At 69.5% G+C, this 26,770-nt stretch carries 26 protein-coding genes; 15 read left to right on the plus strand and 11 right to left on the minus strand.

The window, feature by feature from the left end; translation table 11 throughout:
• Both RIF93_RS06375 and RIF93_RS06380 read right to left on the minus strand, forming a co-directional pair.
• A partial coding sequence (locus RIF93_RS06375; RefSeq protein ID WP_309089559.1) for a Calx-beta domain-containing protein occupies window positions 1–2,181 on the minus strand: 2,181 nt, incomplete at its 3' end.
• A 184-nt stretch (window positions 2,182–2,365) separates the two neighbouring features.
• Complete coding sequence (locus tag RIF93_RS06380) at window positions 2,366–3,004, minus strand: DsbA family protein (protein ID WP_309089561.1); 639 nt, start codon at window positions 3,002–3,004, stop codon at window positions 2,366–2,368.
• Between the two features lie 226 nt (window positions 3,005–3,230).
• On the opposite strand from RIF93_RS06380, the gene RIF93_RS06385 reads away from it, so the two are divergent.
• Window positions 3,231–3,443, plus strand: a complete 213-nt coding sequence (locus tag RIF93_RS06385; protein WP_309089563.1) for a hypothetical protein — start codon at window positions 3,231–3,233, stop codon at window positions 3,441–3,443.
• On the opposite strand, the gene RIF93_RS06390 is transcribed toward RIF93_RS06385, so the two are convergent.
• Window positions 3,440–3,799 carry a DUF6481 family protein gene (locus tag RIF93_RS06390; protein WP_309089605.1) on the minus strand — a complete coding sequence of 120 codons (360 nt, stop codon included), beginning with the start codon at window positions 3,797–3,799 and terminating at the stop codon, window positions 3,440–3,442. The genes RIF93_RS06385 and RIF93_RS06390 overlap by 4 nt on opposite strands.
• 72 nt (window positions 3,800–3,871) lie before the next feature.
• A complete protein-coding gene (gene ndk, locus RIF93_RS06395; protein WP_309089565.1) occupies window positions 3,872–4,291 on the minus strand; it encodes a nucleoside-diphosphate kinase in 420 nt (139 codons plus the stop codon).
• Between the two features lie 245 nt (window positions 4,292–4,536).
• On the opposite strand from ndk, the gene RIF93_RS06400 reads away from it, so the two are divergent.
• Both RIF93_RS06400 and RIF93_RS06405 read left to right on the plus strand, forming a co-directional pair.
• Window positions 4,537–6,417, plus strand: a complete 1,881-nt coding sequence (locus RIF93_RS06400; RefSeq protein WP_309089567.1) for an ABC-F family ATP-binding cassette domain-containing protein — start codon at window positions 4,537–4,539, stop codon at window positions 6,415–6,417.
• Between the two features lie 60 nt (window positions 6,418–6,477).
• The gene (locus RIF93_RS06405; protein WP_309089569.1) at window positions 6,478–7,608 is read left to right on the plus strand and encodes a YihY/virulence factor BrkB family protein; all 1,131 of its coding nucleotides are present in this window, start codon (window positions 6,478–6,480) and stop codon (window positions 7,606–7,608) included.
• Between the two features lie 7 nt (window positions 7,609–7,615).
• Here the strand turns inward: RIF93_RS06405 and RIF93_RS06410 are convergent, their stop codons facing one another.
• Window positions 7,616–7,900 (minus strand): hypothetical protein, encoded by a 285-nt coding sequence (locus tag RIF93_RS06410; protein ID WP_309089571.1) that lies wholly within the window; start codon window positions 7,898–7,900, stop codon window positions 7,616–7,618.
• Window positions 7,901–7,964: 64 nt separating this feature from the next.
• On the minus strand, window positions 7,965–8,282 hold the full coding sequence (locus tag RIF93_RS06415) for a polyhydroxyalkanoic acid system family protein (protein WP_309089573.1): 318 nt from the start codon (window positions 8,280–8,282) through the stop codon (window positions 7,965–7,967).
• Between the two features lie 67 nt (window positions 8,283–8,349).
• Here RIF93_RS06415 and RIF93_RS06420 point away from each other — a divergent pair, with 67 nt between their 5' ends.
• Complete coding sequence (locus tag RIF93_RS06420) at window positions 8,350–8,760, plus strand: hypothetical protein (protein ID WP_309089575.1); 411 nt, start codon at window positions 8,350–8,352, stop codon at window positions 8,758–8,760.
• Here RIF93_RS06420 and RIF93_RS06425 read toward each other — a convergent pair.
• Window positions 8,757–9,431, minus strand: a complete 675-nt coding sequence (locus RIF93_RS06425; protein ID WP_309089577.1) for a BON domain-containing protein — start codon at window positions 9,429–9,431, stop codon at window positions 8,757–8,759. The genes RIF93_RS06420 and RIF93_RS06425 overlap by 4 nt on opposite strands.
• An 87-nt stretch (window positions 9,432–9,518) precedes the next feature.
• Here RIF93_RS06425 and RIF93_RS06430 point away from each other — a divergent pair, with 87 nt between their 5' ends.
• Window positions 9,519–10,535, plus strand: a complete 1,017-nt coding sequence (locus tag RIF93_RS06430; protein ID WP_309089607.1) for a lysylphosphatidylglycerol synthase domain-containing protein — start codon at window positions 9,519–9,521, stop codon at window positions 10,533–10,535.
• Window positions 10,536–10,764: 229 nt separating this feature from the next.
• On the plus strand, window positions 10,765–11,604 hold the full coding sequence (locus tag RIF93_RS06435; RefSeq protein ID WP_309089578.1) for an HAD family hydrolase: 840 nt from the start codon (window positions 10,765–10,767) through the stop codon (window positions 11,602–11,604).
• 94 nt (window positions 11,605–11,698) lie between these two features.
• Here the strand turns inward: RIF93_RS06435 and RIF93_RS06440 are convergent, their stop codons facing one another.
• From RIF93_RS06440 to RIF93_RS06450, 3 genes are read right to left on the minus strand one after another with little or no spacing between them, the layout of a single operon-like run.
• Window positions 11,699–13,144, minus strand: coding sequence for an NAD(P)H-hydrate dehydratase (locus RIF93_RS06440; RefSeq protein WP_309089580.1), 1,446 nt, complete (start codon window positions 13,142–13,144; stop codon window positions 11,699–11,701).
• Window positions 13,141–13,710 (minus strand): histidine phosphatase family protein, encoded by a 570-nt coding sequence (locus tag RIF93_RS06445; protein ID WP_309089582.1) that lies wholly within the window; start codon window positions 13,708–13,710, stop codon window positions 13,141–13,143. The genes RIF93_RS06440 and RIF93_RS06445 overlap by 4 nt, the downstream gene beginning before the upstream one ends.
• Window positions 13,711–13,716: 6 nt before the next feature.
• A complete protein-coding gene (locus RIF93_RS06450; protein ID WP_309089584.1) occupies window positions 13,717–15,258 on the minus strand; it encodes an acetyl-CoA acetyltransferase in 1,542 nt (513 codons plus the stop codon).
• A 238-nt stretch (window positions 15,259–15,496) separates the two neighbouring features.
• Here RIF93_RS06450 and RIF93_RS06455 point away from each other — a divergent pair, with 238 nt between their 5' ends.
• The 3 genes from RIF93_RS06455 (at window position 15,497) to RIF93_RS06465 (ending at window position 18,623) form a co-directional block, all read left to right on the plus strand.
• Window positions 15,497–15,835 (plus strand): P-II family nitrogen regulator, encoded by a 339-nt coding sequence (locus tag RIF93_RS06455; RefSeq protein ID WP_309089586.1) that lies wholly within the window; start codon window positions 15,497–15,499, stop codon window positions 15,833–15,835.
• Window positions 15,836–15,872: 37 nt separating this feature from the next.
• Window positions 15,873–17,282 (plus strand): type I glutamate--ammonia ligase, encoded by a 1,410-nt coding sequence (gene glnA, locus RIF93_RS06460; protein WP_309089587.1) that lies wholly within the window; start codon window positions 15,873–15,875, stop codon window positions 17,280–17,282.
• 126 nt (window positions 17,283–17,408) lie between these two features.
• Window positions 17,409–18,623, plus strand: coding sequence for an MFS transporter (locus tag RIF93_RS06465; protein WP_309089589.1), 1,215 nt, complete (start codon window positions 17,409–17,411; stop codon window positions 18,621–18,623).
• Window positions 18,624–18,626: 3 nt separating this feature from the next.
• Here the strand turns inward: RIF93_RS06465 and RIF93_RS06470 are convergent, their stop codons facing one another.
• Entirely contained in the window at window positions 18,627–19,004 is a 378-nt protein-coding gene (locus RIF93_RS06470) for a Kazal-type serine protease inhibitor family protein (protein ID WP_309089591.1), read from the minus strand.
• 116 nt (window positions 19,005–19,120) lie between these two features.
• On the opposite strand from RIF93_RS06470, the gene RIF93_RS06475 reads away from it, so the two are divergent.
• The 6 genes from RIF93_RS06475 to RIF93_RS06500 all read left to right on the plus strand — a co-directional run.
• Window positions 19,121–20,299, plus strand: coding sequence for a mechanosensitive ion channel domain-containing protein (locus RIF93_RS06475; RefSeq protein ID WP_309089593.1), 1,179 nt, complete (start codon window positions 19,121–19,123; stop codon window positions 20,297–20,299).
• 74 nt (window positions 20,300–20,373) lie between these two features.
• Window positions 20,374–22,302 carry a PDZ domain-containing protein gene (locus RIF93_RS06480; RefSeq protein WP_309089595.1) on the plus strand — a complete coding sequence of 643 codons (1,929 nt, stop codon included), beginning with the start codon at window positions 20,374–20,376 and terminating at the stop codon, window positions 22,300–22,302.
• A gap of 84 nt (window positions 22,303–22,386) precedes the next feature.
• Entirely contained in the window at window positions 22,387–24,435 is a 2,049-nt protein-coding gene (gene parE / locus RIF93_RS06485; RefSeq protein WP_309089597.1) for a DNA topoisomerase IV subunit B, read from the plus strand.
• Between the two features lie 50 nt (window positions 24,436–24,485).
• The gene (locus tag RIF93_RS06490) at window positions 24,486–24,968 is read left to right on the plus strand and encodes a hypothetical protein (protein WP_309089599.1); all 483 of its coding nucleotides are present in this window, start codon (window positions 24,486–24,488) and stop codon (window positions 24,966–24,968) included.
• 56 nt (window positions 24,969–25,024) lie between these two features.
• On the plus strand, window positions 25,025–25,171 hold the full coding sequence (locus RIF93_RS06495; RefSeq protein WP_309089601.1) for a hypothetical protein: 147 nt from the start codon (window positions 25,025–25,027) through the stop codon (window positions 25,169–25,171).
• A gap of 147 nt (window positions 25,172–25,318) precedes the next feature.
• A partial coding sequence (locus tag RIF93_RS06500; protein ID WP_309089603.1) for a DEAD/DEAH box helicase occupies window positions 25,319–26,770 on the plus strand: 1,452 nt, incomplete at its 3' end.

The raw sequence follows: 26,770 nt of genomic DNA on the forward strand, positions 1-26,770 counted from the left end.
CGGAGGGGGCTGACGCTCGCCGAACAGGCCGGGATCGCTGCCAAGGCGCGAGGTCGAGTGGACGTCGATGGCTGTGATCGTCTCGCCGCGGAACACGAAGTCGGCGGCCAGCGGCTTGCGGCTCCCGAAGAACGCCGAGTTGTCGGGATCCACCAGCCGGACCGAGCCCTCGACGTAGTCCACCCGCTCCGGATTGTAGAGGAAGCCGTTGCGGATGTTGGCGTCGTCGGCGCCGCCAGTCGTACCCGGCTCGGGGGCGATCTCGATGTAGACGTAGGTCGGGCCGCCCGCCGCCTTGATGGCGTCGATCAGCTTCTGGACCGACGGCAGGCCGCTCATGTCCGAGCCCTTCCCCTCGCCGTCCGCGTCCTGGATCTCCTCGACGCCGATAATGTCGGGGCTGCGCAGGTTGGCGATGATGTCCTGCGCCAACGCCTGGAACTTGGCCGCGCTGTCGCCGGCGTTCAGGTTGTGCAGGTTGTACGCCGCCATCGTCACGTGGGTCGCGTCGCCCACAAGGCTGGAGACGTCGTCCGCCGGGACGCCCGCGCCGGCGGGCGTCTCGATCGAGGTGGCCACCACCTCGTAGTTGCCGCCGAAGTAGTGGATGACGCCGGTGACGTCGCCCAGCTGGTCGCCCATGTCATAGCCCGAGCGCACGCCCGGCAGGACGCCGCTGTCGACGAAGACCTGGATCCGCTCGGGGTTCATGTCGCCGGCGCCGATGGTGATGCCGCCGCGGTCGCTCATGCCGGTGGCGCCCTCGCCGCCGTCGGCGACGACCCAGGTGGAGGAGCCTTCCGACTCAGCCACCGCCTGGGCGTCCGGCACGACGACCAGCATGCCTTCCAGGCTCTCGTAGAAGTCGATCGCGTCCTGTTCGGGGTCGTAGGTCGCGAAGCCGTCGTTGTCGATCACCTCGGTCGGCGCCTGGCGACCGCCCTGCCCCAGGATCGTGGGCGCGACAGTCCCCGTGCCGATCTTGCGGACGAGCGGGTCGGTGATCTCGGTAATGGTCAGGTTCGTCGCCGCCCCAGCCCGGAACTCGTCGACGACGCCGCCCACCGACACCAGGTCGCCCACAGCGACGGTCGGCTGGCTGGAGGTGAAGACGAAGATGCCGTCCGAGGTGGCGTCGTTCCCGTCGCCCGTCACGTCCTGGATCCAGAAGCCGTTGGTGTCGACCGCGGTCACCACGCCCTCAGTCCGCACGCCCTGACCGTCGAAGTCCGAGATGTGGCCAGCGCCCTGGATCTCGAAGATCCGGGCCGCCTGGAAGTCGTCGTTCCGGATCGTTCCGGTTGCGGTGGCGTCGGAGAGGACCACGCCGCCTGCCGACTGCAGGTTCGAGAGGGTCACCTGGAAGGTCTCGGTGGGCTCGATGGTCGTGTCGCCGACCACCCGCACCGTCACCGTCTGGCTGGCGGGGCCGCCTGCCGCGAAAGTCAGCGTGCCCTGCGCCGCGAGATAGTCGTCACCGGCCGTCGCCGTGCCCCCGCCCGTGGCGAAGTCGACGGTGAAGGCGCTGGCGTTGCTCGACCGCGTCACCGTGAAGCTGATCAGGGTCTCGCCGTCGTCGCCCTCGACGATCCGGGCGTCGGAGATCGAGACCGAGGTCTCGAGTCCCGAGATCGTGAATCCGGAGACCGGCGCCACGCCGCTGGTGTCGTTCAGCGTCCAGTTGGCGGGGTTGGCGATGGCCGCCTTCAGCTCGGCGGCGGTTCCGCTTGTCGGACCGGTGTAGGCGCCGTTGTCCGTCGCGAACGCCAACGCGGTGGAGCCGACGGTCAGCCCCGTGGGCACGGCGCTGGTGTTGGAGTTGGTCGCATCGGCGGCGAAGGTCGTGTTGCCGTCGGCGAAGTCTACCGCGAAGACGAACGACGGCGCGTTCGCCGAGCCCTGATAGGCCAGGAACTGGTCGCCCGATGTCGAGGGGTTCAGGCCGCCGGTCAGGTTGCCGATGGTGATCACCGTGCCCGCGGCCACCGGATTACTGAAGGTGTACGACACCACGCCCTCATTGGCGCGGAAGCCGCCCGCGGCCTGCCACCCGTTATCCGTGAAGTTCAGGGTCGTGCCGGCCTCCACGTTCGTCAGCACGACGAACGACAGGGATTTCACGCCGGTATCGGCGCCGAAGGCGACGATCGCGACATCGCCAGGCTGGAAGGTGGTGGGCATGGAGCGGTCCGTCGTTGAGGTTGCCGCGGGCGGACGCCGGCGCTGACCCGGTCTCGCCGACCACGGCCACGCACCTCGAATCCCCCCGCTTCGATGGGTCTGGCCACGGCGTATCAGCCGGGCGCGGACCTCGGCTACCCACGTTGGATGACAGTGTCGTTACGCCCCTGCGGGCTTGCGACGATCAGGCGCTTTCCTGCGACGACCAGGCCTTCAGCGCGGCCACGACTGACTCCGACGGCGCATAGCCGCGGGTCACGACGCCGAAAGCGCCGTCGGCGTTCGGCCCGCCGACCAGGGTCGGGAAACCCGTGACGCCGGCACGCTGCGAGATGGCGTAGTCGCGCCAGGTCTCGGCCTTCGCCTCCTCGGAACGCCACTGCTCGGCGAACCGATCGCGTTCGACCCCCAGCTCGGCGGCCAGGTCGGCCAGCACCTCGCCCGACGTGACGTCCCGGGCCTCTGCGTAGAACGCCCGCTGCACGCGGGCGAGATATCGGACCGCCAGCTCCTCGCCGTCACGGCGCACGACCACCACGGCGCGGGCGGCAGGATCGGTGTCGTAGAGGAAGCCTTCGCGCTCCAGGGCCGCCGGGTCGAACGGCAGGCCCGTGGCCTCGTGCACGTGGGCCCAGTGGCCGACCACCTCGGCCTTGGCCGCCTCGGTCATCGGGGTCTCGGTCCCCGGGCGCAGCCCGCCCATGATCACCCGGATGGGCAGGGCGCGGCCGAAGGCGCGGCGGATGTCGTCGATGACCGGCGAGAAGCCGTAGCACCACGAGCACATCGGATCGGCGAAGTAGATGAGATGCGGGGATTCCATGGGCGCCTCCGGCCCGGGAACTCTCGCAGTCTATGGACCGGCGGTCACGTCAAAGATCGCTGACGTTCCGCTGCGGCAACGCTCGCGGCCGGCTCAGCTTTCTCGTCCAAGGATTTGCTTTTCCCAAGAATCTGCGCCGGAATACCGGTGATCCACAGCTCAAGGCCAAGCTTCCGGGAACCTCCCCGCGCTTCGTACGCTGAAGGTTCGTCAAGAAGGTCTAGGAATGGTCCAATACGCAGTAACCCTGAAGGACGGCGAGTGGACTGTCTTCTGTGACGGCCAGCCGGTCGCCAACGACCTGTCGCGCTCGGCCGCCATCCAGCTCGCCAAGGACCTGGCCTTCGAGGCCGAGGAACGTGGCGAGACCGTCGAACTGCTGGTCCAGGGCTACTACGGGGAAATGTCCCGCAAGGTGACAGGCGTCGCCGACGACTAGCGGCGCATCTGCGCCTTCATCTCGCGCTTGGCGCGGGCTTCCGCCTTCGCCTGAGCCTTCCGCGCCTTCCGCTCCTCGCGCTTCAGCTGGAGCTGCAGCTCCTCGTCGTTCTCGCGGGCGAGACGGGCTTCCTCGTCGGCCTTTTCCTTGGCCAGCCGGGCGGCTTCCTTCTCGGCGGCGCGCCGGGCGCGCACTTCCTCGAGTTCGCGCGCCTTGCGCTGCTCGCGGGTCTCGAACACCTCGCCTTCCGCGCGGACGGTCGGCTTCGGCTTGAACTTCTCAAGAAGGGCCTTCCGAGCCTCGGCCTGAGCGGCGAGTCGCTCGGAGAACCCAGGCATAACCTTGGTTTCTCGCATGCTCACTTGGGACAGATGGAAGAAGGGGGGCTCGGCGAGGTAACCCGCCGAGCCGGAACTTGTTGCGTCAGATCAGCCGACGATCTCGTCGTCGGTGAAGAACTGCGCGATCTCGATCTTGGCGTTTTCGAGGCTGTCGGAGCCGTGGACCGAGTTCTCGCCGACGCTCTCGGCGTACAGCTTGCGGATGGTGCCCTCGGCCGCCTGTGCCGGGTTCGTCGCGCCCATGACTTCGCGGTAGCGGGCGACGGCGTTGTCGCCTTCCAGCACCTGAACGACCACCGGAGCCGAGGTCATGAAGTCGACCAGTTCGCCGAAGAACGGGCGCTCCTTGTGGACTTCGTAGAACTTCTCGGCCTGGGCGCGGCTCATCCGGATGCGCTTCTGGGCGACGATGCGCAGGCCGGCGTCCTCGATCACCGCATTGACCTTGCCGGTCAGGTTCCGGCGCGTGGCGTCAGGCTTGATGATCGAGAAGGTGCGTTCGGTCATGGGTCTTCTTGTTCTTGTCAGGATGGGGAGGACCGCGGGGTGCCCCGCGAGGTGGCGCGTCTATAGCCGCAAGGCCCCGCCTCGCCAAGGCGCTGCGATGCAACAATCGCTGACGAAGCCGCTTTCGTCTGCTATGGCCCGGCCCGTCAGGCGGCGGCGCGGCGACATTACAGCCTGACCTTCCTTGAGATCGCGAGACCGGCGAGCGCAGGTCCGCGCCCGCCAACCTGCATCGTCAGTCCGTCATGCTTCAGATTAACGACCTCGTCTTCGACGCCTGGGGGCGTCGCTTCTTCGACCACGCCAGCGTCACCCTGCCCAAGGACGCCAAGGTCGGTCTCGTCGGCCGCAACGGCGTCGGAAAGTCGACGCTGTTCAAGCTGATCCTGAACGAGCTCACCCTGGGCTCGGGCGAGATCAGCCTGCCCAAGGCCGCCCGGATCGGCTCGGTGGCCCAGGAGCATCCGGCCACGCCCATCCCGCTGCTCGAGACGGTGCTCGCCGCCGACGTGGAGCGCGCCAGCCTGCTCGCCCAGCTCGACACCGCGCCGCCCGAGGAGATGGGCGAGATCTACAACCGCCTGATCCAGATCGACGCCGACCGGGCGCCCTCGCGCGCCGCCGAGATCCTGTCGGGGCTGGGCTTCTCGGAAGCCGACCTCTCGCGACCTATGGCCGAGTTCTCGGGCGGCTGGCGGATGCGCGTGGCCCTGGCCGCCAGCCTGTTCGCCGAGCCCGACCTGCTGCTGCTCGACGAGCCCACGAACTACCTGGACCTGGAAGGCGCGCTCTGGCTCGAGGCCCGGCTGCGCAAGTACCCGCACACCGCGATCGTCATCAGCCACGACCGCGAGCTGCTGAACAGCTCGGTCGACCACATCCTGCACCTGAAGGACGGCAAGCTCGAACTCTATGTCGGCGGCTACGACAGCTTCGAGCGTCAGTGGGCCGAGAAGCTGCGGCTGCAGGAGGCCGCCCGCGCCAAGATCGAAGCCAAGCGGGCGCACATGCAGTCGTTCGTCGACCGCTTCCGCGCCAAGGCCACCAAGGCCCGCCAGGCCCAGTCGCGCCTGAAGGCGATCGCCAAGCTGCCGCCCGTGGCCGCGGTCATCGAGGACCACGTCGCGCCCTTCCTGCTGCCCTCGCCCGAGCGTCCCCTGCCCCCGCCGCTGCTGCGGCTGGAGGACGTGGCCGTGGGCTATGGCGGCCCGCCGATCCTCCGGAAGCTGAACCTGCGGCTCGACATAGACGACCGCATCGGCCTGCTCGGCGTCAACGGCGCCGGCAAGTCGACCTTCGCCAAGCTGGTGGCCGGCGCGCTGACGCCCGAGAGCGGCGCCTTCCACCGCTCGCAGCGGATGAAGGTGGGCTGGTTCCACCAGCACCAGATCGAGGCGATGGACCCGAACGACACGCCCCTGGAGATCATCCGGCGGGCGTTGCCGGACGCCACCGAGGCCAGGCGTCGCGCGGTGATCGCCGCCTTCGGCTTCAGCTACGACAAGGTCGAGACCAAGGTCGCCAGCCTGTCGGGCGGCGAGCGGGCCCGCCTGCTGCTCAACCTTGTGGCCATGGAGGCGCCGCACCTCCTGATCCTCGACGAGCCGACCAATCACCTCGACATCGACAGCCGCCGGGCCCTGCTGGACGCCCTGAACGACTACGAGGGCGCGGTCATCCTCATCACCCACGACCGCTCGCTGATGGAGCTGGTCGCCGACCGGCTGTGGCTGGCCGCGGACGGCGGCATCGAGCCGTTCGACGGCGACATGGAGGATTACGCCAGGTTCGTCCTCGACCGCGCCCGCATCGCCGCCCGCGCTCCCAGCCAGGTGAAGGCCGAGGCGCCGCCTGCGCCACCGCCACCGCCCGCCGCGCCCGCGAAGGCCAAGGTCCCAACGGGCCCGGCGCGGCGTCGGGCCGAGGCGGCGGAAGCGGCCCTGGCGCGTGCGACCGCGGAACTCGCCAGGATCGACCAGGCCCTCACCGATCCGGCGATCTTCACGAAGGACCCGGGGAAGGCCGCGGAACTCGGCCGCCGCCGGGAAGCGGCCCAGAACGCCGTGGAGGCCGCTGAGCTCGAATGGCTGGAAGCGCAGGAAGCCTACGAGGCGCTGAAAGCCTAGGCCGGAACCGCCCGTGCGGTCTGCCTGTTGCTGGCGGGCTGTTCAGGGAGGTTACCGGTCATGGCTCACGCGCTCCGCAAGGCGGCCCCGTTCCTGGTGCTCGCCGGCATCGCCCTGATGCCGCGCGAGCGCGCGGCCGCCCGGCGCGATGCGCCGCCTCCGCCGCAGCCGCCCGCCGCCCCAGGCGCCAGCGAGGGCCCGCGGGACGCGCCCAATCCGAACCGCAGCACCGACCATCCCGAGCACCTGCAGGACGCGAGCCGCGGCCGACATGCCGACAAACCCCAGGAGATCCCCGCGAAGGGCTGGAAGGACATCCTGATCCGGTCGTGGAAGGAGTTCGGGGACGACCAGGCGCCCCTGGTGGCCGCCGGCGTAACCTTCTACACGCTGCTGGCGCTGTTCCCCGCCATGGGCGCCTTCGCCGCGCTTTACGGCCTGTTCGCCGACGTCGCCGAGGCCCAACGGCACCTGGCCGTGCTGTCGGCCGTCTTGCCGCCCGACGTGCTGCGGTTCGTGGGCGAGCAACTGGTTCGCCTGTCCGCCGGCCATGAGGGCGGTCTCTCCCTGGCCTTCATCGGCGGCCTCCTGCTGTCCATCTGGAGCGCCAACGGGGCCATGAAGGCGATGATCACCGCCATGAACATCGCCTACGACGAGCAGGAGAAGCGCGGCTTCATCAAGAAGACCGCCACCTCGCTGGCCTTCACGGTCGGCTTCCTGTTGTTCGGCCTGGCGTCGATCGCCGCCCTCGCCGTGCCAGCCGCGATCGAGCCGTACATGGGCGCAAGCGCCGCGACCCTGTTCCGCTGGACGACCTATCCGGTCCTGCTGGCCGCCCTCGCCCTCGGCCTTGCCCTGCTCTACCGGTTCGGCCCAAGCCGGGACCGGGTCCGCTGGCGCTGGATCACGCCCGGAAGCATCGCCGCTATCCTGCTGTGGGTCGCCGCGTCGGCCGCGTTCTCGATCTACGTCGCCAACTTCGCGAACTACGAGAAGACCTATGGCTCGCTGGGGGCCGTGATCGGCTTCATGATGTGGCTGTATTTCTCGGCCCAGGTGGTGCTGCTAGGGGCCGAGTTGAACTCCGAGATCGAACACCAGACGGTGAAGGACACCACCGTTGGTCCGGAACACCCGCTGGGCGCCCGCGGCGCGGTCATGGCCGACACCGTGGGCGCACCGCAGTAGTCTCCCGTCAGGTGATGTGCTTGGGGCTGATCGGATCCGAGCCCGGGAAGGTCTCTTCGATCGCTTCGTCCAGCAGGGCTTCCTGACGGTCTTCCGAGTCGGACTCGCGCCGGGCCATGTGGTCAGGCTTTTCGCCTTCCTTCAGCGGTTCGGCCTGCCGCGAATGGGGCGCGTCGATATGGCGGTGCTCCTCGATCGCCCCGCCTTTGTCGCTCGCCATGTCCGCCGTCGCGCCGCTCGACCCGTGGGTGAAGGCGCGTTGGGCTTCGTCTTCGGTCTGCCTGTGCGGCATCTGGAACTCTCCTGCTTACGGCTCAGGTCTTAAACCCGCAGAGGCGTCGCGGAGTTTCGAACGGTCACGTCTTGCGCCTGTCCTCCAGGAGGATTTGCCCCTCCTTCTGGATCTTGCCCTTCACCTTATTGGCGATCATCGCCAGGAACCCGGGCAAGGTGACCTGGAGGGTGACCTCCTGGTCGCGGACGTCGACGGAGCCGTTCACCTCCTGGCCCATGGCGGCCACGACGAACCTCAGGACGTCGCCGTCCCAGGCGTGGCGCGCCTCGCCCATGGCGGCGAACTGCTGGGTCAGCCGGCCGATACCTTCGTCGATCCGGCGGCGGGCCTCGACGCGGCCGAGCTGGTGGGGGATGGTGACGACGACGGGCTTGCTCATGCGCACATCAACGGTCGAGCCGCCGCCGGGGGTTCCGACCGCGCGCCTCTCGCCTTAGGCTCCCCGCATGAGCGAAGACCGCACCCTCCTTGGCGATGGACGCTATCCGGACAGCGGCCCCCTGGCCGTGCTCGCGAGGCTCGCCTTCCTGGGCGCGATCGCGGCGATCGTCATCGCCGTCTTCCTGCCGCCCTGGATGGTGCCTGACTTCGTCAAGTCGCATTACCTCCAGCACTTCGCGGCGTTCTACGTCGCCGCGCTCGCCGGACTCGCGGCCATGCCGCGCACGCGCCTCCGGACCATCGCCACCGGCTACTTCCTGTTCGCGACCGTTCTCGAGGCCTCGCACCTGCCCGCCGGGGCGCCGCTCGGCCCCCTGATCGACAACTGGGTGGCGGACCTGGGCGGCCTTGCGACCGCCTACGCCCCCATCGTCGTCGAGCGCTTCCGCCGCCGGTTCCCAAGGCGCGAGCTCTAGAGGAAGGTCCAGCCCCGGTCGCGGTCGCGGACGCGCAGGTTGTTCTGCACGTGCCGGACGCCTTCCACGTCGGCGATGTCCTCGATCCGGCGCTTGTCCTCCTTGCGCCGGACGGTGCCGTTGAGCGTCACCTCGCCGTCCTCCACCAGGACGTCGACGTCGCGAAGGTCCAGCCGGCGCTCGTCCTCAAGGCGCTCCATGATCACGGCCCACAGGACGCGGTCGGACGGTCCGCGGCGACGGCGCGCGCGCCGGTCGTCCTCGTAACGGCTCTCGTCCTCGTGGCGCCGGCCACCGCCGCCGCCGAGGAACTGGCCGGCGCGGTCCATCCACGACCGGGACGGCCCGTGCGCCCGGCTGTCGCCGGCGTCATAGCGCCGATCCGCCGCGTCGTAGCCGCGGTCCTCGTCCGAGAAGCGGCGGTAAGGCCGGCCCCGCTCCGGATCGTAGGCCCAGTCGTTGGTGTAGTCGGCCTGGCCGTAGTCGTCGCCCCGCGCCCGGATGTCTTCGTCGGCGCGGTAGCCGGTGCGGTGGCGCGGGTCGTACGCGTAGTCGGTGGAATAGTCCGCCTGGCCGAAGTCGTCGCGGTCGCGTCGCTCCATCCGCCAGCGCCGATCCCGCTCGCGGTCCTCGTCGCGCCAATCTTCCCGGGCCATGGTCGCCTCCGTCATGCTTTGGCCGAACTCGAGGCAAGAACCTGCGCCTTGGTGATCGGTTCCCCATCCGGCCCGACTCACCGGAGACCTCGTCGCGTGCAGATGCTGGATCCCACCGAGCGCCACTCCCGCGGTCTGGAGGACCTGGAAGAGGATCTGGCCGCCGCCCTGCCCGAAACCCAGGGCTCGCGCTTTTATCCGCTGATCCGCCGCTGGGCCCTGCACGTCATCCCGTTCCTGCTGCTGGCCGCCGCCGTCTTCGTGCTGTGGCGCGAGTTCCGGGACGTGAGCGTGGGCGAGATCGCCGCGTCGATGCGGGCCTGGGGCTATGGATCGGTGGTCTGGGCCCTGACGCTCTCGGCCGCCAGCTTCACCCTCATGGGCCTGGTCGAGTGGCTGGGGCTGCGGTGGGCCGGCGCCCGCCTGCCGCTGCCGCCCGCCCTATGGGGCTCGTTCCTCGCCAACGCCATCGGCCACACCCTGGGGGCCAACCTGCTGGTTTCGGGGGCGGTGCGGGCCCGGTTCTACGACCGGTTCGGCGTTTCCCTGAAGCAGGTCGCCGCGACGACCGTCTTCCACGGCGTCTCCTTCGCCGTGGGTCTGTCGGCGCTCGCCGGCGCCAGTCTGCTGATCGCCGACGGCCACGACCGGGCCGTCACCCGTATCGCCGGGCCGGTGGCCGACGGCCTGGGCGTGCTGCTGCTGGCGGGTGTCAGCGCCTACGTCGTCTTGTGCGGCACCCTCAAGCGTCCCTTGCGCGGCTTCGGGCACAGCCTGAAGCTGCCGTCCTGGCGCGTGGCGCTCGCCCAGATCGGCCTGGGCGCGGTCGACAACGCCGTCGCGGCCGGCATCATCTGGACCCTCTTGCCCGAGGGTTCGGTGGGCTACTTCAGCTTCGTCGGCGCCTATGCGCCGTCCGTGGTCGTGGGGCTGGCCTCGCACGTGCCTGGCGGCGTCGGCGTGTTCGAGGGCTCGATGTCCGCCCTGCTGGCCAGCGTGCCGCCGGCGCCGCTCGCCGCCGCCTTCCTTGGCTATCGCCTCGCCTTCTTCCTGCTGCCGCTCCTTATCGCCGGCGTCGCGCTTGCGGGCGACGCGGTGCATCGGCACAGGCGGAGCTGAAGCGCCTACTGACGTTTGCGACGAAGCTTCGGTGTCTCGCGCCCGCGGTGCAGCTCAGCGCCGATCACCGCCTTGCGCAGTTGGGCCACCAGCTCCGAGATGGGGTCCTTGGTCTGCATGACCGTCGAACGCCGAACACTGGTCGGCGATCCTAAGCTCAAGCTTCTCTGGGCCGTGACTGTGGCGCCGGCGCATCGCCTCGGCGGACGGGATCGGCTAGGAAGCGACCATGAGCTCCTCGTCCCGCCCGCTGGCGGTTTTCGCCTACGACTTCGACGGCACCCTGGCCCCAGGCAACATGCAGGAGCACGCCTTCATTCCTGACGAGCTCGGCATGACCCACGCCGAGTTCTGGGCCGAGACGCGGCGCCTGGCCGAGGAACAGCGCGGCGACGGCATCCTTGCCTACATGCACCTGATGCTCGAGAAGGCTCGGGCGAAGGGCCTGGAGTTGTCGCGGGAGAGCTGGCGCAAACGCGGAGCGAACCTGCGCCTCTTTCCCGGCGTCGAGGACTGGTTTCCCCGCCAGAACGCCCGCGCCGAGGCCCTCGGCCTCGACCTGCGCCACTTCATCATCTCGTCGGGCAACCGCGAGCTGATCGAGGGCTCGCCCATCGCCGGCTGGTTCGAGCGGATCTACGCCTCGGCCTTCATGTTCAACGCCGAGGGCGACGCGGTCGGGGCGGCGCTTGCGATCAACTACACCGGCAAGACCCAGTACCTGTTCCGCATCAACAAGTGGACCCTGGACGAGTGGGACAACGACGCGATCAACGCCGTGCAGGCCGACCGCGACCGCCCTGTGCCCTTCGACCGCATCGCCTTCTTTGGCGACGGCCTGACCGACATCCCGGTGATGCGGGTGATGACGGATCACCACGGCCATCCGGTTGCGGTCTACGACCCGGAAAAGCCGATCACCGACGCGGCCGCTGACAAGCTGATCAAGGACGGCCGGGCCCGCCTCGCCGCCGGCGGCGACTACCGCGAGGGCTCCGAGCTGGACACCCTGGCGGCCGAGATCCTGGTCCAGATGGCCCGCGGCGTTCGCGCGGAACTCTTCGAATAGGCCCGAACGGATCGGGACCGCGCAGCGGTCCGGCCGAGGGCCGACTAAGGAGCCCCGAGCGGAGCGGTCCGGCCGAGGGCCAAGCAAAGACGCCCTAGCGCTCGTCGTAGAGCCGGCGCAACACGGCCGGCGTCAGCCCCGGCAGGTCTTCCGAGATCAGGCCAGGACCGTGCAGTTCGGCGGCCTCGGCGTGGATCCAGGCGGCCGCGCAGGCCGCCTCGAAGCTGTCCATCCCCTGTGCGACCAGCCCGCCGATGAAGCCGGCGAGCACGTCGCCAGAGCCCGCCGTCGCGAGCCAAGGCGAGCCGTTCACGTTCACCGCGGCGCGACCGTCCGGCGCGGCCACGACCGTGTCGGCTCCTTTCAGCAGGACGACGGCCCCCGCCCGCTTCGCCGCTTCCCGCGCCGCCGTTATCCGCTCGGGCGAGCCCTTCAGCACCCCAGGGAACAGCCGCTCGAACTCGCCGGGATGCGGCGTCAGCACGTCGTCCCGGTCCAGCACCGAGAACAGCTCGTCGGGATCGTCGCGGAAGACGGTGATGGCGTCGGCGTCCAGCACCAACGCCGCGCCGGTGCGGGCCAGCGCCAGCACGTTCAACAGGGTGTCCTCGTCGACGCCGGCCGCCGGCCCGATGACGGCGGCGTCCACGTCGGCGGCCGCCTGCTCCAGCTCCACGTCGGTGTCGAACGGCCGCAGCATCACCGCTTCCAGGTGTCCGGCGTTCGAGGCCAGCGCCTCGGTCGGCGACAGTATGGTCACCAGCCCCGCCCCGATCCTCAAGCCCGCCCGCGCCGCCAGCCGCGCCGCGCCCGTGCTCCAGGCGTCGCCGCTGACGACCACCAGCCGGCCCCGCTCGTGCTTGTGCGAGGCGGCGCTGGGCCATGGGAACCGCGGCAGCCACAGCTCCGGCAGGTTCTCGACCAGCCGGGTCGGCGTTTCGCCCAGCCCGATATCCGCGATGACGATCTCGCCGCACAGGCTCCGGCCGGGCTCCAGCACATGTGCGGGCTTGCGGGCGTGGAAGGTGACGGTGAGCGCGGCGCAGACTGCCGGTCCCAGGGGATTGCCGGTGTCGCCGGGCACCCCGCTTGGCATGTCGATGGCGACGACCTCGTCCGGCCGCGCCGCCAGCCGCTGGGCCACGCTGGCCGCCACGCCGTCCAGGGGCCGCGTCAGCCCCGCGCCGAACAGGGCGTCCACCACCAGTCCGGCGGGCAGGTCGACATCCAGCGGCCGCGTCGGGCCGTCCCACCGCCCTGCGGCCGCCTTGGCGTCGGCGGCGCTGGGCTCCGACAGCGCCCTCACCTCCACCGGCCAGCCGCGCGCCTTCAGCAGCCTGGCGACCACGTAGCCGTCGCCGCCGTTGTTGCCGGGCCCGCACAGCACCACCGTCGGCTGGGCCCGGAAGCGGGCGCAGATCGCATCGGCGACCGCCGTCCCGGCGCGTTCCATCAGCGCCTCGCCCGACGTGCCGACCTCGACGGCGGCGCGGTCGGCGGCCGCCATCTCCGCCACGGTCAGGATGGAGCGCACGCTCACAGCACGCCCGTCGTCGCCTCGGCGCCCCGGCGGACCAGGGTCAGCCGCTCGCCGTCGGTCTCCAGCACGGTGATCGAAGCGTGGTCGGGCCGGAACGCCAGCACCCGCTCGTCGCCGCTCAGCGCCGAGACCACCGCATTGATGGCCACATAGTGCGAGAACACCGCCGTGTCGCCGCAGGCGCACAGCCGCTCGACGATGGCGCGGCGCCAGGCCTCGTAGTCCAGATCGCCCTCGATCTCGGCCCAGGTCCCTTGGAAGGCCTTGCGCAGCCACGCGGGGCGCTCTTCCGCCGGCAGGTCCTTCGGCGTCGGGATCTCGCCGACGATCGGGTCGATCTCGACCGTGACGCCCATCGCCTCGGCCGTGGGCTCAGCCGTCTCGCGGCAGCGGCGCAGCGGCGAGCTCGCCACCCGCCTCGGCCGCTCCTCCGTCGGCAGGGCCAGCAGCCAGTCCCGCGCCGCCTCGGCCTGCGCGCGGCCCTCGGCGTCCAGTCCCGGATCCTCGTCGTGGCCGCCCCAGGTGGAGGCCGGCCGGCCATGCCGGATCAGGTAGAGGCGCGCCATGCAGGACTAGTCCGGTGTGAAGATGTTGATCCCGTCCGGGCCGGGCCGCACCGTTCCCGGGCGCCCGACCTGTTCCGCCGTCTCCATAGCGGCAAGCAGCGCCGCATCCGAGGGGGTATTCGCAGCGAAACGGCGCCCAGCCTCGTCGCGGCCCACCACGATGGCCATGAACGGCCCTTCGCGCTTGTGCACCACCGTATAGGTCTCAATGACGCCGCGGCCCTCAGGCTGCTCGACGATCTCCGGATGCGGCAGGGCGTCGATCTCGCGCTGCAGGATCGCCGGATCCTCGCGCTCGAACGGCCTGTCGGGACGCTTCGTCGAATAGACGCCGGTCGACTGCTTCGTCAGGTACCAGCCGTTGCCGGTGATCAGGCCATAGGCGCCGGGCCGCTGCCGGAGCTTCTGCAGCATCACCGCCACAGAATGCATGACGTAGTTGTTCCCGGGGCCGCCCGCGTACGGCAGGCCGCCGGTCACCGTCAGGCCGCGCGGGTCGTCCAGCGACAGGCCCAGCTCCTCGGCCCCGATCTCCACCGCCACCGGGAAGCACGAGTAGAGGTCGATCAGGTCGATTTTATCCAGGCCGATCCCGGCCATCTCCAGCGCCTTCTTTCCCGTCAGCCGCATGGCCGGGCTCGAGTGGAAGTTCTGCCGGTCCAGCGGGTGCCACAGGTCCGACGCGTCGCCGCAGCCGTGCAGATAGACCCACTTGTCCTCCGGCACGCCCAGTTCGCGGGCCTTGGCTTCGCTGGCGAGGATCACCGCCGCCGACTGGTCCACCTCCATGATGGCGTTCATCAGCTTCGGATACGGGAAGCCGATCATCCGGTTCTTATCGGAGACGGTGGCGATCTCCTCGGCCGAGCGGGCGACCTGGAACCAGGCGTCGGGATTGTCCTTCGCCACCTCGCTGAAGCGCGCGAACAGCTCGCCCATTCGCCGCTGGTGGTCGGGGATCGCGCGGCCGTCGCGCGCCCGAAGCGCGTTCTCGAACAGCGGATAGATGTTGATCGGCCGATCCAGGCCGTGGCGGGCCTCGTACGGCGTGTTGCCAGGGCGCGGATCGCCGATCCGCTGCGGCGCCGGCAGGTCCTCGGCCTCGTCCGCCTTCCACTCGTCGAACGAAAGCCCCTTCGTCAGCCGCTTCATGGCCGAGCCCAGGAACTCGCATCCGACGGTGAGCGCCAGGTCGGCTTCGCCCGCCGCGATCTTCTGGGCCAGGGTGTTGATCAGATACTGGGGCGTGTTGCCGCCCATCTCGGAATAGACGCTCCAGCGCGGCTGCGCGCCGATCCGCTTCGCCAGGTTGGCCGGCGGGTTGGTCGAGTGTGGGATCATGCCCCGCCGCGACCCCGGCGCATCGATGGTGAAGCCCACGACGGCCAGGGCGTCGATCGCCGCCAGCCCCGCCGCGCCCACGCCCGCGTCCAGCGCCGCCCGTTCCGCCGCAATCTTCAGCAGCGCCGTCGGCGACGGCGACGCCGCCGGATCGCCCCGATACGTGAATTGGCCCGCTCCGATGAGAACAGGGGTGCGATCACCCATGCTTGACCCGCCTCCCGACGTGCTGAGTTGGTCATCCTAGGCCCGGAAGTCCGCCTGGAGAGCCGATTTCCGGACTGACCGATTTTTGATCCGACGGCGCCTGTTTTTTAGGCGACGATCCATTTTCCCAGGCGGCCGTCGCGGCAAGCAACCGAGTTTCCTTGTGGCGGCCCTCCGCGCCGTGCTCCGTCCCGCCAACCGCGGGGGCGGCCCGTCCGTCCCGCAGCAAAGCTGAGCCATGAAAAAGATCGAAGCCATCATCAAGCCGTTCAAGCTGGACGAGGTGAAGGAGGCCCTGCAGGAGCTGGGCGTCCAGGGCATGACGGTCATCGAGGCCAAGGGCTACGGCCGGCAGAAGGGCCAGACCGAGCTCTACCGTGGCGCCGAGTACGTCGTGGACTTCCTGCCCAAGATCAAGATCGAGGTGGTGGTCGCCGACGATCACCTCGACCGCGCGCTGGAGGCCATCTCGGCCGCCGCCCGCACCGGCCGCATCGGCGACGGCAAGATCTTCGTCTCCGAGGTCCTCGACGTGATGCGCATCCGCACCGGCGAGACCGGACCCGTCGCCATCTGACCTGATCAATCGAGACCAAGCCTAAGGGGATAAGACCATGGCCTCCGCGAAGGACATCCTGAACCTGATCAAGGAGAAGGACGTCAAATACGTCGACGTCCGCTTCACCGACGTGCGCGGCAAGATGCAGCACGTCACCTTCGACATCGACCTGGTGGACGAAGACTTCCTGACCGACGGCACCATGTTCGACGGCTCGTCGATCGCCGGCTGGAAGGCCATCAACGAGTCCGACATGAAGCTTAGGCCCGACCTGGCCTCGGCCCACATCGACCCGTTCTATCAGCAGACCACGCTCGTCCTGTTCTGCGACGTCGTGAACCCCGACACCAACACGCCGTACAACCGCGACCCGCGCTCGATCGCCAAGGCGGCGCTCGCCTACGTGAAGTCGGCTGGCGTGGGCGACACGGTCTACTTCGGCCCCGAGGCCGAGTTCTTCGTGTTCGACGACGTGCAGTGGAACACCGCCCCGCACGACACCCGCTACTCCTACGATTCCACCGAGCTGCCGGTGTCGTCGGGCAAGTCCTATCCGGAAGGCAACATGGGCCATCGCCCGGGCCCGAAGGGCGGCTACTTCCCCGTGAACCCGGTCGACTCGGGCCAGGACCTGCGCGGCGAGATGCTGGCGGTCATGGGCGAGCTCGGCATGAAGCCCGAAAAGCATCACCACGAGGTGGCGCCGGCCCAGCACGAACTTGGCCTCAAGTTCGACGAGCTGATCACCATGGCCGACCGGATGCAGCTCTATAAGTACGTGATCCACAACGTGGCCCACGCCTACGGCAAGACCGCCACCTTCATGGCCAAGCCGATGTTCGGCGACAACGGCTCGGGCATGCACGTGCACCAGTCGATCTGGAAGGACGGCAAGCCGCTGTTCGCCGGCGACAAGTACGCGGGCCTGTCGGACATGTGCCTCTGGTACATCGGCGGCATCATCAAGCACGCGAAGGCCATCAACGCCTTCTCGAACTCGACCACCAACTCGTACAAGCGCCTGGTGCCGGGCTACGAAGCCCCGGTGAAGCTGGCCTACTCGTCGCGCAACCGCTCGGCGTCGATCCGCATCCCGCACGTCGACAGCCCCAAGGCCAAGCGCATCGAGGCCCGTTTCCCCGATCCGATGGGCAACCCGTACCTGACCTTCGTGGCCCTGCTCATGGCCGGCCTCGACGGCATCGAGAACAAGATCGATCCGGGTCCTGCCATGGACAAGAACCTCTACGACCTGCCGCCCCGCGAGCAGAAGAAGGTTCCGGAAGTCTGCGGCAGCCTGCGCGAGGCGCTCGAGAGCCTCGATAAGGACCGCGCCTTCCTCAAGAAGGGCGGCGTGATGGATGACGATTTCATCGACAGCTACATCGAGCTGAAGATGGAAGAGGTCATGCGCCTCCAGCTCCACCCGCACCCGGTGGAATTCGCCATGTATTACACCTGCTAAGAGCGCTTAGCTGATGTGAAATGCGAGGGCCGCGGAGGTGATCCGCGGCCCTTTTCTCTTGGCGGCGTCGGAAATCCGCTGGCTGCATCGTCCTTGGAACGGTTCGAGCCGCAAGGGAGGCGCAGCGTGAAGCGTTCAAGCTATCGGTGGGTGATCGTCGCGGCGGGAGGCCTCCTGGGCTGCGTCGCGATCGGGTCGATGTTCTCCCTGCCCGTCCTGCTCACGCCCATGTCCAAGGCCACGGGCTGGTCGGTGACGGGCGTTTCGGGCGCGATGACCTTGGGCTTCATCGCCATGGCGGTGGGCAGCATGGCCTGGGGCGGGCTGTCGGACCGTGTCGGTCCGCGCGCCGTCGTGCTCACGGGCTCGGTCATCTTGGCCGCGAGCCTGGCCCTGGCCAGCCGGGCGACGGAGCTGATCCAGTTCCAGCTGGTCTTCGGCTTGGCGGTCGGCGGCAGCACGGCGGCGATCTTCGCGCCGATGATGGCCTGCGTGACCGGCTGGTTCGACACCCACCGCAGCCTGGCCGTGTCCCTCGTCTCCGCGGGCATGGGCATGGCCCCCATGACCATGTCGCCGCTCGTCGCCTGGCTCGTCTCGGTCCACGACTGGAGGACGACTCTCCTGATCGTGGCGGCGATCGTCGCGGCGGTCATGATCCCGCTGAGCTTCCTTGTCCGCCGCCCGCCTGCGCTCGAGACCGACGCCGCCGCCTCGGCCTCGCCTGACGACGCCCCGAACGACATGTCGGTCGGCCAGGCTCTGAGGTCGCCCCAGTTCGCCATCCTCCTGGCGACGAACTTCCTGTGCTGCGCCACCCACTCGGGGCCCATCTTCCACACGGTCAGCTACGCCGTCGCCTGCGGCATCCCGATGATGCTCGCGGTCTCGATCTACAGCCTGGAGGGCCTGGCGGGTCTCGGCGGCCGGGTGGCGTTCGGCGTCCTGGGCGACCGGTTCGGCGCTAAGCGCGTCCTGGTCCTCGGCCTTTTCGCGCAGGCCTTCGGCGCCCTCGCCTATGCGTCGGTGAGCGATCTCGGCGGCTTCTATGCCGTCGCCGCGCTGTTCGGCTTCATCTACGCAGGCGTGATGCCCCTTTATGCGGTCATCGCCCGCGAGAACTTCCCGCTGCGGATGATGGGCACGGTGATCGGCGGCACAGCGATGGCCGGCGGTCTGGGCATGGCCACCGGACCGGTGACCGGCGGCCTGATCTTCGACGCCTTCGCCAGCTACACTTGGCTGTTCGTCGGCTCGTGGGGCCTGGGCATCGGCGCATTCCTGATTGCGCTGACCTTCAAGCCCTTCCCCAAGGCTCGGCCGACGCCCGCGGCGGCCTGAGCCTCAGCCGGCGCGGCACTCGCCTTCGGCGGCCACGCTGACGCCGGCTGCGTCGGCCTCGCAGGGATTGCCGTAGGTCTTGCCGTCGCAGCCGCAGACCGGACGATATTCGCGGGTGCACATCGGCCGCTTGGTCGTGCAGACGCCCATGTTGTCGGCCACTTGGCACGTGCCCGTCGGCATTTTGCAGAAGTCGCCGGCGCTGGCGCACGCGATGCCGGCGATGCCGCCGCAGGCCTGGCCGGTCGCGGCGCTTCGGCCGGGGGCCGAACCGGGCGGCGGGTTGGTCGGCGGCTCGGCGTTGGCGGTGGACTGCTGGCAGGCGCCCAGCATCAGGATCGCGGCGGACGCCAGCGCGAGCAAGGCGGAACGGATCGGCATCGCAACCTCCCTGGAACTCCTGCAGCCTAACGCATCGGCTGTGTTTGCGGCGCCGTCCAGCTTTGGCGGCGGCGGCGAACTGTTCTAATGGCCCTCAGCGCTTTCCAGGAGGACCCATGCCGACCCCCGCGGCCGCCGCAGCGGCGCCTGCCAAGGCGCCGGTGACGACCCCGAAGATCGCGATCTCGCCGGAACAGGTCTGGCGCGACCTCGTGGCCTGGGTCCAGGCGCACGGCGCCGAGATCCTGATCGCGCTCGCGGTCGGGCTCGTCATCTACCTGGGCCTGAGCCTCGCCCGCAGCCTCGTCGCTCGGCTGAAGGACCGTCCGGGCGAGCGGCTGGGCTTCCGCGCCCTGGTCGGCCGGGCCGCCAGCAAGACCAACCAGCTGTTCCTGATCATGGTCTCCGCGCGCCTGGTCGGCGGCTACGCCAACCCGCCCGCTCCGGTGGCCGAGACCATCGCCTTCCTCTTCACGATCGTGGCCGTGTTCCAGGCCGCCGTGTGGATCCGCGAGGTGGTCCTGGGCCTGATCGAACGGCGCACCGCGCTGGAGCGGCATAGCGAGACCCTGGCCAACGCCACCGGCATCATCCGCCTGCTGGTGACCGTGGTGATCTTCGCGGTGGCGGTCATCGTGGTGCTGGACAACGTGGGCGTGAACGTCACCGCCCTCGTGGCCGGTCTCGGCATCGGCGGCATCGCCATCGGCCTCGCGGCACAGGGCATCTTCTCCGACCTGTTCGCCGCGCTTTCGATCATCTTCGATAAGCCCTTCAGCGTCGGCGAGACGATCACCTACGACAAGAGCACCGCCACCGTGGAGAAGATCGGCCTGAAGAGCACCCGCCTGCGCGCCGTCACGGGCGAGCGGAAGATCGTCTCCAACGCCAACCTGCTGCAGAAGGAGATCACCAGCTACCACACGCTGGACCACCGCCGGCTGAAGTTCGCCATCGGCGTGATCTACCAGACCGACCCGGCGCTGGCCGACCGCATCCCTCAGATCCTGCGCGAAATCGTAGAGGCCGAGGGCGGGACCTTCGTGCGCTCGGGGTTCATCAACTTCGGGGCCAGCGCGCTCGAGTTCGAGGTCGAGTACGATGTCTTCCGCCCGGACTGGGAGGAGATCTACGCCATCCGCCACCGGATCGGCCTGGCCATCCTGCGGCGGTTCAAGGCCGAGGGCCTGGAGTTCGCCTACCCGACCCAGACGAGCTTCACCGCCGCGCCCGACGGGCGGCTGATCATGCCCTACTCGGACCACCTGCCGACCGACCCATCGCTGCGCGACTGACGCCGTCATTGGGATAAGCGCCGCCGTGCGCGGCTGCGATTGCGGCGGCGCGCCGGGCTGATACTAAGGCGTCCATGCGCTCGACCGCCCTCGCCCTCGCCGCCCTCATCGCGGCCGGCCCCGCCCTCGCCCAGCCCTCCCCCGGTCCCCAGCCCCTCCCGCCGGCGCCCCCCATCGTGGCGCCGCAGGACGTGGCCTATCCCGGCGTGATGACGGTGGACGTCGACGCCACCGATCTGGAGCGTCGCATCTTCCGGGTGCGCCAGACGATCCCGGTCACCGGCCAGGGCCCCATGACCGTGCTCTTCCCCAAGTGGGTGCCGGGTGGGCACTCGCCGCGGAACCCGATCTACAACATCGCGGGCCTCACCTTCCGTGCGGACGGCCAGGTCATCCCCTGGAAGCGTGACCCCGTCGAGGTCTTCGCCTTCCACCTCTCGCCGCCCGCCGGCGCCAAGGTGATCGAGGTGGAGTTCCAGCATGTGACGCCGACCGCCGGCGACCAGGGTCGCGTCCTGATCACGCCCGAGATGCTGAACGCCCAGTTCGTGTCGCTGGCGATGTATCCGGCCGGCTACTACATGCGCCGCATCCCCGTGGACGCCAGCATCCGTCTCCCGGCCGGCTGGGGCTACGGCACGGCCATGGAGACCGCCTCCGAGGCCGGCGGCCTCGTGAAGTTTAAGCGCACCGACTTCGACACCTTCACCGACTCGCCGCTCTTCGCCGGCAAGTACTTCAAGCGCTACGACCTGGACGCCAGCGGCAAGTCGCCGGTGCGCCTGAACATCGTCGCCGACCGCCCCGAGCTCCTGGAGGCGACGCCCGAGCAGATCGAAAAGCACCGTGAGCTCGTCCGCCAGGCCGACAAGCTGTTCGGCGCCCGCCACTTCGACCAGTACGACTTCCTGTTGGCGCTGACGGAGCGCATGGGCGGGATTGGCCTCGAGCACCACCGCTCCTCCGAGAACGGGACGGTCCCGGACTACTTCACCAACTGGAACAAGCACGCGCCGGCGCGGAACCTGTTGCCGCACGAGTACGCCCACTCCTGGGACGGCAAGTACCGCCGCGGCGCCGACGTGTGGCAGGCGACGCTCAACGAGCCCATGCGCAACAGCCTGCTCTGGGTCTACGAGGGGCAGGACCAGTACTGGGGCTTCGTCCTTGGCGCTCGGTCGGGCCTGGTGACCAAACAGCAGACGCTGGACGCCCTGGCCATGACGGCGGCGACCTATTCCGAGGGCCGCCCGGGCCGCCAGTGGCGCTCGGTCGAGGACACCACCAACGACCCGATCATCGCCGGCCGCCGGCCCATCCCCTGGACCACGTGGCAGCGCAGCGAGGACTACTATTCCGAAGGCCAGCTCGTCTGGCTCGAAGCCGACACGCTGATCCGTGAGAAGTCCGGCGGCAAGCGCAGCCTGGACGACTTCGCCCGCGCCTTCTTCGGCATGAACGACGGCGAGTGGAAGCAGCCGCTAACCTACACCTTCGAGGAGGTGGTCGAGACGCTGAACAAGGTGCAGCCGTACGACTGGGCCAAGTTCCTGGACGAGAAGCTTCGCCAGGTGTCTCCCGAACCGCCGCTGGCCGGCCTCGAGCGGGGCGGCTACCGCCTGGTCTACACGGACAAGCCTACCGACTACTGGAAGGACAACGAGTCGAACCGGAAGATCGTGGACCTCACCTACTCGGGCGGCCTCGTGTTGAACCGCGAGGCCCGGATCACCGGCGTCCTCTGGGACAGCCCGGCCTTCAAGGCGGGCCTGACCGTTGGCGACCAGATCCTGGCCGTGAACGGCATCGCCTACGACGCCGACCGCTTCAAGGAGGCGATCACGGCGGCCAAGGGCGGCGCGCCGATCAGCCTGATCGTCAAGGACGGCGACCACTTCCGCACCGTGGCCCTCGATTGGAAGGGCGGCCTGCGCTACCCGCGGCTGGAGCGGATCGAGGGGACGCCCGACCGGCTCTCGGCGATCTACGCCCCGCGCAAATAGGCCGGGCGTGGTTCAGCGGGCCGCATTGCCGCGGCCCGCGCACCGGGCCATACCGGCGGAGAATCGCGCCAAATTCCCGAGACGATGCCCAAGACCGCCCAAGCCTCCCTGTTCGACGACGCCCTGAACCCCGCGCCGGCCGCCCCGCTGGCCGAGAGCCATGAGCCGCGCCCCGATCCCGCCGTCGTCGGCGTGAAGACGCCCGGCTACTCGGCCGCCGACATCGAGGTGCTGGAAGGCCTGGAGCCCGTCCGCAAGCGGCCGGGCATGTACATCGGCGGCACCGACGAGCGGGCCCTGCACCACCTGTTCGCCGAGGTGCTGGACAACGCCATGGACGAGGCGGTCGCCGGCCACGCCAAGGTGATCGAGGTCACCCTCGACGCCGAGGGGGCGCTGACCGTCCGCGACGACGGCCGCGGCATCCCCGTCGACCCGCACCCAAAGTACCCCGGCAAGTCGGCCCTGGAGGTCATCATGACCGTCCTCCACTCGGGCGGTAAGTTCTCGGGCAAGGCCTACGAGACCTCGGGCGGCCTGCACGGCGTGGGCGTCTCGGTGGTCAACGCCCTGTCCGAGCGTGTCGAGGTCACGGCTTACAAGGACGGCTTCGAGTGGCGCCAGTCCTTCACGCGCGGCAAGGCGCTCGGCGGCATCGAGAAGATCGGGCCCACGCGCAAGAAGGGCACCGCAATCACCTTCCTGCCCGACCCGGTGATCTTCGGCGAAGGCGCGGTGTTCAAGCCGGCGCGCCTGTACCGCATGGCCCGGTCGAAGGCCTACCTGTTCGGCGGCGTCGAAATCCGCTGGAAGTGCGATCCCGCCCGCATCCACGACCAGACCCCGGCCGAGGCGGTGTTCCGCTTCCCCAACGGCCTGGCCGACTTCCTGGCTGAGCGGATCAAGGGCCTCGAGACCGTAACGCCCGAACCCTTCACCGGCCGCTACGAGCGTCCGGGCGAAACCGGCAAGGTGGAATGGGCGATCGCCTGGACGCCCGCCGGCTTCGGCGAGGCCGACAGCTTCATGCAGTCGTACTGCAACACCGTGCCCACGCCCGAAGGCGGCACGCACGAATCCGGCCTGCGCGCGGCGCTCACCCGCGGCCTCAAGCAGTACGCCGAACTGATCGGCGAGAAGCGCGGCGGCCTGATCACCGCCGACGACGTGGTGGCCCAGGCCGGCGCCCTCGTCAGCGTCTTCATCCGCGACCCGGAGTTCCAGGGCCAGACGAAGGAGAAGCTGTCCTCCAGCGAGGCCCAGCGCCTGGTGGAAAAGGCCCTCGCCGACCCGTTCGACCACTGGCTGACCGCTCAGCCCAAGGCGGCCAGCGCCCTCCTGCAGTTCGTCGTCGAACGCGCCGAGGAGCGCCTGAAGCGTCGTCGCGACAAGGAGGTCGCCCGCGCCTCCGCCACCCGCAAGCTGCGGCTTCCGGGCAAGCTCGCCGACTGCGCCGGCCAGGCCACCGACGGCACCGAGCTGTTCCTGGTCGAGGGCGACTCGGCCGGCGGCTCGGCCAAGCAGGCCCGCGATCGGAAGAACCAGGCCATCCTGCCGCTGCGGGGCAAGATCCTGAACGTCGCCTCGGCCTCCACCGACAAGTTCGGCGGCAACAAGGAGCTGTCGGACCTGCTTCTGGCCCTGGGCGTCCAGCCGGGCTCGAAGTTCAAGGAAGAAGAGCTGCGCTACGAGCGCATCATCATCATGACGGACGCCGACGTGGACGGCGCCCACATCGCGAGCCTCCTGATCACCTTCTTCTTCCGCACGATGCCGGACCTGATCCGCTCGGGCCGGCTCTACCTCGCCCTGCCGCCGCTCTACCGTATCAGCCACGGCGGCAAGGCGGTCTACGCCCGCGACGACGCCCACCGCGACGAGCTGCTGGCGACCGAATTCAAGGGCAAGAAGCCCGAGATCAGCCGGTTCAAGGGTCTGGGCGAGATGATGCCGGCCCAGCTCAAGGAAACGACTATGGACCCCAAGACGCGGACGCTCGCCCGCGTCACCCTCCCGCGCGCCGAGGAGACAGTCGAGGATCTGGTCGAGGCGCTGATGGGCCGGAAGCCCGAGCTGCGCTTCCGGTTCATCCAGGAGAACGCCGAGTTCGCCGCCGCCGACCTCGACATCTAGGAACGCGGCAAGGCGGCGCTCGTTAGGTCCGGCAAGACAGGAGCCGGACTATGTCGAAATCGAAGAAGAAGGCGAAGGGCGGCGGCCTTCCCAAGCGCATCGCAGGCGTGAAGGTGCCGAAAGCGGTCCGCCGCGGCCGCTTCGCCGATCTCTTGGCCTCGCGCCAGGGCCAGGCGCTGATCGCGGAGGCCATCCTGGGCGCGGGCGCCGTGGCCGCGGGGCTGAAGGCCAAGGACGATCCCAAGGTGCGCCAGGTCACGAAGGACGCCAAGGACAGCGTCGCCCATGCGGGCGGAGACGCCGCCACCGGCGTCGGCGTGGCGGGCGCCACCCTGGCCTACGCCCTGGCCGAAGGGGCCCGAGCCTTCGCCGAGGCCCTGCGCCGCGGCGGCCCGACCGAACCCCGCAGCTTCACCGCCGACGCCGAGGCCGAGGCCTGGACGCCCGACTATGGCGCGCCCGAAAGCGCCGGGGACCAAGGCAAGGGCGGCCGGAAAAAACAGCCCACGGCCCAGGACGTCCCGCCGCTCTGACGTACGCTGGGCCGAGCTCCGCCAGGGCGGTCACGCCGATCCTGCATGACGGCCCCATGGCGCGCATCGGCGCCTTCGGCATGCGCCGCGCCCTCGCCTTTGCGGAGTGGCGGGCCCGCCGCGAGATCCAGGCCGAACTGCGCCGGCCGCGCAGCCAAGTCTACCGCGGCTTCATCCAGATCAACCTGATCCGGACCCGATAAGCGTTGCGGCCGATGGACCCCTGCCGTGGCGCGCGCGTTGACTTAGCCCGGTGTCTCCGTATGTTCCGCGCGCGTGGCGATCTCCGCCTGCGCAGCCGCGTTGCGCCAGCCTCAATCTTGAGTGGGCGCCGCCCCACCCGGTAACTGATGACCGAATTTTCCGACCTAGGCCTGTCGCCTGCGACTCTCAAAGCCGTCGCCGACACCGGCTATACCACCGCCACGCCCATCCAGGCCGAGGCGATCCCCCACGCGCTTCAGGGCAAGGACGTTCTGGGCATCGCCCAGACCGGCACCGGCAAGACGGCCGCCTTCACCCTGCCGATGATCGACCGCCTGGCCGCCGGCCGCGCCAAGGCGCGCATGCCGCGCGCGTTGGTGATCGCGCCCACCCGCGAACTCGCCGACCAAGTCTCGCTGTCGTTCGAGAAGTACGCCAAGGCGCAGAAGCTCTCGTGGGCCCTGCTGATCGGTGGCGTCTCCTTCAAGGACCAGGAACAGAAGCTGGACCGCGGCGTCGACGTGCTGATCGCCACGCCCGGCCGCCTGCTCGACCACTTCGAACGCGGCAAGCTCCTGATGACCGGCGTCCAGATCATGGTGGTCGACGAAGCCGACCGCATGCTCGACATGGGCTTCATCCCGGACCTGGAACGTATCTTCAAGCTGACGCCGGCGGCCAAGCAGACGCTGTTCTTCTCGGCGACCATGCCGCCCGAGATCACCCGGCTGACCAAGCAGTTCCTGCGCGACCCGATCCGCATCGAGGTGTCGCGGCCCGCGACCACGGCCGAGACCATCACCCAGCACCTCGTCCGCATCCCCTCGACCGACCCGAAGGCCAAGCGCACCGCGCTGCGCGAGCTCATCGGCCGCGCCGAGATCAACAACGGCATCGTCTTCTGCAACCGCAAGTCGGAAGTCGATATCGTGGCCAAGTCGCTGAAGAAGCACGGCTTCGACGCCGCCGCCATCCACGGCGACCTGGACCAGGCCACCCGCATGCGCACGCTGGAGAGCTTCCGCACCGGCGGCCTGAAGCTTCTGGTGGCCTCTGACGTCGCCGCCCGCGGCCTGGACATCCCGGCGGTCAGCCACGTCTTCAACTTCGACGTCCCGCACCACGCCGACGACTACGTCCACCGCATCGGGCGGACCGGCCGCGCCGGACGCACTGGCGAGGCGTTCATGATCGTCACGCCGGCCGACAGCAAGAACCTGGACAAGGTCCTGAAGCTGATCGGCAAGACGCCGGACGAGGTCACGCTCGACCTCGACTGGGCGAACATCAAGGACGAGCCTCGCGCCGGCCGTGGCGGCCGCGAGCGCAGCGGCAGTCGGGAGCGTGGAGGCCGCGAACGCGGCGGCCGCGACCGGGATCGCAAGCCGCGTGAGGACCGCCCGCGCCGCGAGGAAGCCCCGACCGAAGCCGCCGCGCCCGAGCCCGTCGCCGAAGCTCCTCCGCCGGTCCGCAAGCCGCGCGGCGAGCCCCGGCCCGAGCGCACCGAGAGCACCGAGAGCACCGAGCGGCAGGCGCACGAGGAGCGGTCCGAGCGCCGCGACCGCACCACCCGCGCCGAACGCGCCGGGGAGCGCCCG

It is taken from the genome of Phenylobacterium sp., from assembly GCF_031181185.1.
In the GTDB taxonomy this organism is placed as follows: domain Bacteria; phylum Pseudomonadota; class Alphaproteobacteria; order Caulobacterales; family Caulobacteraceae; genus Phenylobacterium.